This is a genomic window from Burkholderia sp. A2 (assembly GCF_001729305.1).
Classification (GTDB): Bacteria; Pseudomonadota; Gammaproteobacteria; order Burkholderiales; family Burkholderiaceae; genus Burkholderia; species Burkholderia sola.
The window spans coordinates 76,721-86,143 of record NZ_LZXX01000126.1; the positions used below are offsets into that span (position 1 = coordinate 76,721).

Here is a 9,423-nt window from a genome sequence, read left to right on the forward strand (position 1 = left end):
CGATCCGATCGAACGGCTGCGCGCGAGCGCGGCCGTTTTTCCTTGTGCATCGGCATCGCGGGCACGCGGACGTGCTCAATGCACGCCGAACGCGTCCAGCAGCCGATACCAGCTCATCGCGAGCACCAGCGCCGGCGTGCGCAGCGCGTGGCCGCCCGGGAAGTCGCGATGCCGGATCTTGCCGAACAGGTCGAAGCGGCTCGCCTGTCCGTCGATTGCTTCGGCGATCAGCTTGCCCGCAAGCGCGGTCGTATTCACGCCGTGCCCTGAAAAGCCCTGCGCGAAGTACGTCGTCGGCGCGATGCGGCCGAAATGCGGCGCGCGGTTCATCGTGATGTCGACGAAACCGCCCCACGCATAGTCGATCTTCACGTCCGCGAGTTGCGGGAACGTCTTCAGCATGTCGGCGCGCATCGCCGCGGCGAGATCGCGCGGCTCGCGCGTCGAATAGCTGACCTTGCCGCCCCACACGAGCCGCGTGTCGGGCGCCGGCCGGAAATAGTCGAGCACGAAGCGGCTGTCGCAGATCGCCGCGCGCGCGGGCATCAGCGCGGCGGCGCGCGCTTCGCCGAGCGGCTCGGTCGCGATCACGTAGGTGCCGACCGGCATGATCTTCTTCGACAATGCGGGCGCGAGCGTGCCGACGTAGGTGTTGCACGCGAGCACGACGAAGCGCGCGCGCACGTTGCCGCCGCTCGTCTCGACGACGTGGCCGCCGGACACGTCGCGCACGCGCGTCACGCAGCTGTCCTCGTGGATGCGCACGCCCGCGTCGGTGGCCGCCAGCGCGAGACCGAGCGTGTAGTTGAGCGGATGGAGGTGGCCGCTGTCCGGGTCGTACAGGCCGCCGCAATAGCGGGCCGACTGCACGTAGTCGCCGAGTTCGTCGGCTTCGACGAAGTGGAAGCGGTCGTAGCCGAAGCGCTTCGCGGCTTCGTCGCGCCACCGTTTCAGCGCATCGGCGTCGCGCTCGGTATTGGCCGCGGTCAGGTAGCCGGGCACCAGCGCGCAGTCGATGTCGTGGCGCGCGATGCGCGACTTCACGAGCGACAGCGTTTCCAGCCCCATGTCCCAGATCCGCTTCACGTCGCCTTCCGGCATGAATTGCGCGAACGTGTCGATGTCGCACGCGAAGCCGCCGATCAGCTGGCCGCCGTTGCGGCCGCTCGCCGCCCATCCGACCCGCGACGCTTCGAGCACGGTCACCGAATGGCCGCGCTCGGCGAGGTTGAGCGCGGCGGACAGGCCCGTGAGGCCCGCGCCGATCACGCACACGTCGGCGTCGGTCGTGCCGGCGAGCGGCGCGTGGCGGGTCGAGTCGTTGGCGGTCGCCGCGTAGTACGACGCGACGTGCGGCTGGTTGGCGAATGTCTGCATGATGAGGAAGGCGGAGTGAGAGGACTCAGAACAGCTCGCGCACGCGGTGGTACAGCATCCCGAGCTCGAGCGCCGGTTGCCGCCATGCGTCGCCGCCGGGAAAGCGCCGGTGACGCACGCGTGCGAACAGGTCGAACGCGCGCGTGTCGCCTGCGATCGCGCCGGCGACCGCGCGTCCGGCGATCCCGGTGAGCGCGACGCCGTGCCCGCTGAAGCCCTGGACGTAGAAGAAGTTCGGATCGATCGCGCCGAAATCCGGCGCGCGGTTGCGCGTGATGTCGACGAAACCGCCCCACGCGTGTTCGACGCGCACGTCGCCGAGCTGCGGGAACACGCCGACCATGCGCTGCCGGATCGCTTCGGCGAGCGCGGCGGGCGACGCGCCGGCCGAATTCGCGCGGCCACCGAACAGCATCCGGTCGTCGGCCGACAGCCGGAAGTAGTCGAGGAAGAAGTTGTTGTCGCACACGGCTTCGCGCCGCGCGATCAGCGCGTCGGCGCGCGCGCGGCCGAGCGGCTCGGTCGCGATGATGTACGACGCGATCGGCGCGATGCGCGCGGCGGTCGCGGCCGGCAGGATGCCGCCGGGGCCCGCGTTGCAGCACGACACGACGAAGCGGCAGCGCACTTCGCCGGATGGCGTGCGTACGACGGGCCGCGCGCCGCGCACGACGTCGAGCGCGGGCGTGTGCGCATACAGCGCGACGCCCTCGCGGCGCGCGGCATCGGCGAGGCCGAGGCAATACCTGAGCGGATGCAGGTGACCCGACAGCGGATCGTGCACGCCGGCCAGATAGCGCGTCGATGCAATGCGCGTGCGGATCTCGCCGGTATCGAGCCACGCAAGCGACGGATGGCCCCAGCGCGACGTCGCGGCGTTCATCCACGCGCGCAGGTCGTCGACGCGGCGCGGCTTCGTCGCGACCGTCAGGTAGCCGCGCGTGAAGTCGCAGTCGATCCCGTAGCGTGCGATGCGTTCGGCGATCAGCGCGACGCCGTCGAGCGACAGCGACCAGGCGGCGCGCGCGCCGTCGACGCCGAGCTGTTTCTCGATCACCTCGTCTTTCGCGAAGCCGGTGATCGCCTGGCCGCCGTTGCGGCCCGACGCGCCCCAGCCCGGCCGGTTCGAATCGATCACGGCGACCGACAACCCGCGCGCGCGGCAGTCGAGCGCCGTCGACAGGCCCGCGAAACCGGCGCCGATCACGCAGACATCGACGTCGATCGCCTCCTCGAGGATCGGATCGTCGGCCACGGGCCGTCCGGCCGTGGCTTCGTAGTACGAGTCGCGCGCGAGCGCATCGGCGCGGCGGGTGAAAGACTGCGTCATGAAACCGACTCCCTCGACAAGGCTGCAACCAATACGCAGCCGAAAAACGGCGCGGGACGCCATGCGCGCGGCACGGCGTCCCGCGCGTGCTGCATCAGAACGAATAGATGAACTGCGTCGCGAGCAGGTCGTTGGACTTGCCGTACGACCCGTCGTTGCGCAGGAACACCTTGTTGTTCGCCCAGTCGTGCCGGTATTCGACCTTCACGGTGATCTGCTGGGTCGGATAGAACAGCAGGTCGAGCGCGACGTCCTGGCGCACCGCACCCTTGCACTCGAAGCCCAGGCCGCCGCCGGCCTTCGACTGCGCGAGGCAGTCCGCATCGACGCCGAAGCCGTTGCTCGGATCCATCCCGTTCCCGTTCAGCGCGATGCCGCCGCCGCCGCCGCCGTTCTTCGAGTTGGCGAGCAGGTCATAGCGCAGCGTCACGCCCATGCGGCCGACCACCGGCGCATTGAACTTGCGGTGCGCGAGCAGCGACAGCCCGTACCACTGCGCGAGCCCGCCGTTGAACGCCGCATGCTGCTGCCGGCCGTAGTCGACTTCGGCGTTGTACTGAATATCGGCGAGCGTGTAGGTCGCGTCGAGTTCGCCGAAGAAGAACGTGCCGTAGGCGCTCGGCGCCGCTGCGCCCGGGCCGTAGTGGACATTGCCCTGGTCGTCGATCGCGCTCGCCAGCGTCTGCCGCCCGATGTTGAACGAGCCGCCGATATCGAGCGCGCTCGACCACGTGTAGTCCGCGCGCGCGGTGAAGGTCGGCACCTTGTTGCTGGTGGTGATCGGGTCGCCGAGCGCGTTGGTGCCCGTCTGCGTGACCGAACCGTAGGTGCGGTACTGCTCGTTGCCGAGGAAGAACTTCCACGCCCACGCGCCCTTCGTGTAGTTCGCGCCGACGCCGACGTAGCTGCCCGGATCCGAGAAATCGTACAGCAGGTTGTGCGTGAGCGTGAGCATCTGGTTCGACTGCTGCACTTCGTAGCCGCCGAAGCTCGGGATCAGGCCGGCGACGAGCGTCGTTTCCGCGGTGATCGGCACGTTGATGACCGCCGTGTTCAACAGGTTGTCGGTGATCGAGCCGCGCGAGTTCTGCAGCAGCGTGATGCCGTTGCCGCGGTTCGGCATCAGCGTGATTTCGGCCGACGGCGCCATCGGGCCGACGCCGAACGTCTTCTTGATGTCGAGGTAGAGATCGCCGAACGTGCTGTTGAAGTAGTTGTACGCGTTCTCGTGGTTCGCGAACAGGAACGACGACGTGCCGGCCGCGCGGTTGTAGATGTAGGTCGGATCGATGTAGCCGGTGACCGACAGGCCGGCGAGCGGGCCCGTGGTGGCCGCGTCGGTCAGCGAGTCGACCTTCAGCTGCTGGTTCGCGATCTGCTGCTTCATTTCGCTGACCTCGTCGTTGGTCAGCGTGGCCCGCGCCTTGCCGTAATCCGGCGAGCCCGGGTCGGCGGCGACCGCGACGGCGTTGCCGCCGCCGGCCATGCCGCCGCTCGCGCCGGCCGGCGCGGGCGCCGTGCCGCCCGGCTTCGCGGCGAGTTGCGCCTGCATCGCCTTCATCTGTTTCTGCAGCGCCGCGACCTGCGCCTGCAGCGCCTTGATCTCGGCGGATGTCGAACCGGCCAGCGCGATGCCCGGCAACGCGCCGGCCACCAGCAGGCAGATCAGTTTCTTCTTCATTGCGGATTCTCCTAGTCGTGCGCCTGTCAAATCGGGATCGAATCGCGCGCCCCCCCTGGGGCAGCGCGTCATGCTTGTCTGCACTGCTTGTTATCGTTGAAGGTGGCGAGCGCTCAGGCCATCGCGAACGCGGCCTTCAAGTCGGCCATCCGGCGCCGCTCGCGCGCGATCATCATCCGGTTCACGACGATCACGCCGATCGTCACGGCCGTGATGAACAGCGTCGCCAGCGCATTCATTTCCGGGTTCAGTCCCAGCCGCACGCGCGAGAACACCACCAGCGGCAGCGTCGTCGAGCCCGGCCCGGACAGAAACGCCGACAGCACCAGATCGTCGATCGACAACGTGAACGACAGCAGCCACCCCGACAGCAGCGCCTGCGAGATCAGCGGCAGCGTCACCACGAAGAACACCTTCAGCGGCGTCGCGCCGAGATCGAGCGCGGCCTCCTCGAGCGACTTGTTCATCTCCTTCACGCGCGACTGCACGATGATCGCCACGTACGACACGCACAACATCACGTGGCCGATCCAGATCGTCGCCATCCCGCGCCCCTTCGGCCAGCCGAACATCTGCTCCAGCGCGACGAACAGCAGCAGCAGCGAGATCCCCTGGATCACCTCCGGAATCACCAGCGGCGCGTTGATCATCCCCGTGTACAGCGTGAAGCCCTTGAAGCGGCCGAAGCGCGCGAGCACGAAGCCCGCCCACGTGCCGATCACGACCGACGCGGTGGCCGTCAACAGGCCGATCTTCAGCGACAGCCACGCGGCGGTCAGCAGCTCGTCGTCGTCCAGCAGCGCCGCGTACCACTTCAGCGAGAAGCCCGACCACACCGTCACCAGCTTCGATTCGTTGAACGAGTACACGACGAGGCTGATGATCGGGATGTACAAAAACAGGAAGCCGAAGGCGAGAACGCCCGTCGACAGCGGTTTGCTCGGCTTGATCATTTCGCGTCCTCCAGTTCCTTGACCTGGTAGTACTGGAACAGCGCCATCGGCACCAGCAACAGCAGCACCATCGCGACCGTCACCGCGGACGCCATCGGCCAGTCCATGTTGTTGAAGAATTCATCCCACATCACGCGGCCGATCATCAGCGTGTCGGCGCCGCCGAGCAGCTCGGGGATCACGTACTCGCCCACTGCCGGGATGAACACCAGCAGGCTGCCGGCGATGATCCCGTTCTTCGACAGCGGCAGCGTGATGCGCGTGAACGCGACCCACGGTTTCGCGCCGAGGTCGTACGCGGCTTCGAGCAGCGTCAGGTCCATCTTCACGAGGTGCGCATAGAGCGGCATCACCATGAACGGCAGGTACGAATAGACCATCCCGATATAGACGCCCGCATCGCTGTGATAGAGCCGCAGCGGCGTGTGGATGATGCCGAGCGCGATCAGCGTGTGGTTCAGCAGGCCGTCGTCCTTCAGGATGCCGATCCATGCGTACACGCGGATCAGGAACGACGTCCAGAACGGCAGCATCACGGCCATCATCAGCACGTTGCGGCGGTTCGGCTCCGAGCGCGCGATGTAGTACGCCATCGGATAGCCGATCAGCAGGCACAGCACGGTCGACACGGCGGCCATCTTCAGCGAGCTGAGGTAGGTCGCGATGTACAGGTCGTCCTGCAGCAGGAACGCGTAGTGCGACAGCTGCAGCGCGAAGTGCACGACGCCGTCCTTGAACTCGACGAGCGACGTGTACGGCGGGATGCCCATCACCTGGTCGGCAAAGCTGATCTTCAGCACCAGCACGAACGGCAGCGCGAAGAACACGGCCAGCCACAGGAACGGCACGCCGATCGCGACCGTGCGGCCCGACGGCAGCAAGCGCGACAGCGCGGCGAAGCGGCGGCGGCGTCGGGAAGCCGGCGTGGCGGCGGCCGTGCCGGTCGACACCGGCGCGGAAGGCGTGGAAGCGGAGGTTCTCATCGCGGCGTCCTCACTGCGTCAGCACGACGCCGCTGGCCGGCGACCACGACACGAACACGTCGTCGTTCCACGCCGGTGCGCCGTCGTTCATCAGGTGCGAGCTCGACAGGTTCGACACCACCGTCTTGCCGCTCGGCAGACGCACGTGATACAGCGAATAGCTGCCCATGTACGCGATGTCGGTGACGACGCCGCGCGCCCAGTTGTGCCGCGCGCCCGGCTTCTCGCGCGACACGTGCACGCGCTCCGGACGCACCGAGATGCCGACCGGCATCCCGAGCGGGCCGGTCACGCCGTGGCTTACGTACATGCGGTTTTCGAGGTCGTCGCTTTCGACGAAGATGTGATCGGGCTCGTCCTCGACCACGCGCCCCTCGAACAGGTTGGTCGAGCCGATGAATTCGGCCGAGAAGCGGCTGTTCGGGTATTCGTACACTTCGCCGGGCGAACCGATCTGCACGATCTTGCCTTCGCTCATCACCGCGAGGCGGCTCGCCATCGTCATCGCCTCTTCCTGGTCGTGCGTGACCATCACGCAGGTCACGTCGACCTTCTCGATGATGTTCACGAGTTCGAGCTGGGTTTTCTGGCGGATCTTCTTGTCGAGCGCGGACATCGGCTCGTCCAGCAGCAGCAGCTTCGGGCGCTTCACCAGCGAGCGGGCCAGCGCGACGCGCTGCTGCTGGCCGCCCGACAGCTGATGCGGCTTGCGCTTCGCGTACTTGCTCATCTGCACGAGCGCGAGCGCATCGGCCACGCGTTCCCTGATTTCGTTCTTCGGCGTGCCTTCCTGCTTCAGGCCGAACGCGACGTTCGATTCGACCGTCATGTGCGGGAACAGCGCGTACGACTGGAACATCATGTTGACCGGGCGGCGGTACGGCGGCAGCGACGCGAGATCCTCGCCGTCGACGAAGATCTTGCCGGAGGTCGCCGTTTCCAGCCCGGCGAGCATGCGCAGCAGCGTGGACTTGCCGCAGCCCGAGCTGCCGAGCAGCGCGAACAGCTCGTTCTTCGCGATCGTCAGGTTCACGTTGTCGACGGCCATGCTGTCGCCGAACTTCTTCACGACGTTTTCGATGCGCACGAACGCATCGTTTTGCGTACGGGGCGCGGCGGCCGGTTGGGTCTGGCGTGCAGCAGCGGAAGAGGGTATCGATTGCATGGGAGTCACCATTCGTTCTTCACGGATTGCAGGCGCGAGCGTCCCCACGCGAGGCGCGCAACGCGACTCGCGAGCAACGGCTCGTGCCGGATGGAACAGCGCGCGTGGCGCGCGGGCGGACGGAGGTCCGCGAATTTCAGGCGGGCAGGCGTACCGCGATGCCTGCGCCGCCGTGCGGCATCGCGATCAGTGGCCCGTCTTCAACTGGGCCCACAGACGGTTCTCGAGGCGCAGGATCTCGGCCGGCATCGGCTTCATCAGCACCATCTTCTTCAGCACGTCTTCGGGCGGGTAGACGGTCGGGTCCTGCGCGACGGCCGGCGTGACGAATGGATGCGCGGCCTTGTTCGCGGTCGGGTAGAACACCGTGTTGGTGATCGCCGCGTTGACCTTCGGGTCGGAAATGTAGTTGATCCACTTCAGCGCGGCCTCGGGGTGCGGCGCATCCTTCGGGATCACCATCACGTCGAACCACAGCAGCCCGCCTTCCTTCGGGTTCGAGAACTTGATGTCGTACGAACGCTTCGCTTCGGCCGAGCGGCGGTGCGCGATGCCGACGTCGCCCGACCAGCCGAGCACGACGCACACGTCGTTGTTCGCGAGGTCGTTGATGTAGCCGGACGAGTTGAACTGGGTGATGTACGGGCGGACTTTCTTCAGGACTTCGAATGCAGCCTGGTAGTCGCCGGGGTTCTTGCTGTTCGGGTCCTTGCCCATGTACTGCAGCGTGGCGGCGAACACGTCGACGGCCTGGTCGAGGAACGACACGCCGCAGCTCTTCAGCTTCTCCATGTTGGCCGGATCGAACACCAGCGCCCAGCTGTCGACCGGCGCCTTGTCGCCGAGCGCCTTCTTCACCGCCTGCGCGTTGTAGCCGATACCGTCCGTGCCGTACGCCCAGGGCACGCCGTACTGGTTGCCCGGGTCGGCGTCCGAGATCATCTTCATCAGCAGCGGGTCGAGGTTCGCGAGGTTCGGAATCTTCGACTTGTCGAGCTTCTGGTACACGCCGGCCTGGATCTGCTTGGCCATGTAGTTCGACGTCGGCACGACGATGTCGTAGCCGGAGCTGCCGGCCAGCAGCTTCGCCTGGAGCGTGTCGTCGCTGTCGTAGTTGTCGTACTTGACGTGGATACCCGTCTGCTTCTGGAAGTTCGGGATCGTGTCCGGCGCGATGTAGTCGGACCAGTTGTAGACGTTCAGGTCCTCGGCATGGGCCGACGGGCTGGCGACAGACGTGAACGCGGCCACCGCGGCAATGGCCGCGATGGAACAGGCTTGGCGAAGTAAGCAGGCACGCATGGTGGAATTCCCTTGGGTGATGGCGGCGTGCGGCGCCCGCCGCACGCCTGTAGGCAAAACCGTTACGAAATACCCAGTTGCTGGGCGGTGGCATCGACGGCCTTCTTCGCCTTCGACACGAGTTCATCGATTTCCTGGCGCGAGATCACGAGCGGCGGCGACAGCAGCATCCGGTCGCCGGTCGCGCGCATGATCAGGTTGCCGTTGAAGCAGAAGTCGCGGCAGATCGTGCCGACGTCGTCGCCGTTCGCGAAGCGGCGGCGTTCGGCCGGCGCTTCGGCCAGCTGCAGGCTCGCGACCATTCCGTGGCCGTGCACTTCGCCGACGATCGGATGACGCGCGAAGGTTTCGCGCATCAGCGCCTGGAAGTACGGGCCCGTGTCGGTCTTCACGCGCTCGACGATGCCTTCGTCGCGCAGCAGCTTCAGGTTCGCGACCGCGACGGCCGCCGCCACCGGATGGCCGGAGTACGTGAGGCCGTGATTGAATTCGCCGTTGTCGATGATCGGGCGCGCGACGCGTTCGTGAATGCCGACCGCGCCCATCGGCACGTAGCCCGACGTCAGGCCCTTCGCCATCGTGATCAGGTCCGGCTCGAAGCCGAAGTGCTGGTGCGCGAACCATTCGCCGGT

General features: G+C 66.9%; 8 protein-coding genes. All 8 read right to left on the reverse strand.

Annotated elements, in window-relative coordinates; genetic code table 11:
* Window positions 1-75 precede the first annotated feature (75 nt).
* Entirely contained in the window at window positions 76-1,377 is a 1,302-nt protein-coding gene (locus A9Z05_RS28465; protein WP_069621026.1) for an FAD-binding oxidoreductase, read from the reverse strand.
* A 25-nt stretch (window positions 1,378-1,402) separates the two neighbouring features.
* The gene (locus tag A9Z05_RS28470) at window positions 1,403-2,707 is read right to left on the reverse strand and encodes an FAD-binding oxidoreductase (RefSeq protein ID WP_069621027.1); all 1,305 of its coding nucleotides are present in this window, start codon (window positions 2,705-2,707) and stop codon (window positions 1,403-1,405) included.
* A gap of 94 nt (window positions 2,708-2,801) precedes the next feature.
* The gene (locus A9Z05_RS28475; protein WP_069621028.1) at window positions 2,802-4,388 is read right to left on the reverse strand and encodes a DUF3138 family protein; all 1,587 of its coding nucleotides are present in this window, start codon (window positions 4,386-4,388) and stop codon (window positions 2,802-2,804) included.
* Between the two features lie 113 nt (window positions 4,389-4,501).
* Entirely contained in the window at window positions 4,502-5,341 is an 840-nt protein-coding gene (locus A9Z05_RS28480; RefSeq protein WP_050014285.1) for an ABC transporter permease subunit, read from the reverse strand.
* On the reverse strand, window positions 5,338-6,324 hold the full coding sequence (locus A9Z05_RS28485) for an ABC transporter permease subunit (RefSeq protein WP_069621029.1): 987 nt from the start codon (window positions 6,322-6,324) through the stop codon (window positions 5,338-5,340). Before A9Z05_RS28485 ends, A9Z05_RS28480 begins: the two co-directional genes overlap by 4 nt.
* 10 nt (window positions 6,325-6,334) lie before the next feature.
* Complete coding sequence (locus A9Z05_RS28490) at window positions 6,335-7,489, reverse strand: ABC transporter ATP-binding protein (protein WP_069621030.1); 1,155 nt, start codon at window positions 7,487-7,489, stop codon at window positions 6,335-6,337.
* Between the two features lie 186 nt (window positions 7,490-7,675).
* Window positions 7,676-8,791, reverse strand: coding sequence for a polyamine ABC transporter substrate-binding protein (locus A9Z05_RS28495; RefSeq protein WP_069621031.1), 1,116 nt, complete (start codon window positions 8,789-8,791; stop codon window positions 7,676-7,678).
* Between the two features lie 62 nt (window positions 8,792-8,853).
* On the reverse strand, window positions 8,854-9,423 hold a 570-nt coding region (locus A9Z05_RS28500), incomplete at its 5' end, for an aminotransferase class III-fold pyridoxal phosphate-dependent enzyme (protein WP_141723502.1).

Bases quoted from the DNA above. Each gene is read 5' to 3' on its own strand.
- A9Z05_RS28480 (WP_050014285.1), bottom strand. From the start codon at position 5,341: ATGATCAAGCCGAGCAAACCGCTGTCGACGGGCGTTCTCGCCTTCGGC.
- A9Z05_RS28485 (WP_069621029.1), bottom strand. From the start codon at position 6,324: ATGAGAACCTCCGCTTCCACGCCTTCCGCGCCGGTGTCGACCGGCACG.
- A9Z05_RS28495 (WP_069621031.1), bottom strand. From the start codon at position 8,791: ATGCGTGCCTGCTTACTTCGCCAAGCCTGTTCCATCGCGGCCATTGCC.
- A9Z05_RS28475 (WP_069621028.1), bottom strand. From the start codon at position 4,388: ATGAAGAAGAAACTGATCTGCCTGCTGGTGGCCGGCGCGTTGCCGGGC.
- A9Z05_RS28465 (WP_069621026.1), bottom strand. From the start codon at position 1,377: ATGCAGACATTCGCCAACCAGCCGCACGTCGCGTCGTACTACGCGGCG.
- A9Z05_RS28470 (WP_069621027.1), bottom strand. From the start codon at position 2,707: ATGACGCAGTCTTTCACCCGCCGCGCCGATGCGCTCGCGCGCGACTCG.
- A9Z05_RS28490 (WP_069621030.1), bottom strand. From the start codon at position 7,489: ATGCAATCGATACCCTCTTCCGCTGCTGCACGCCAGACCCAACCGGCC.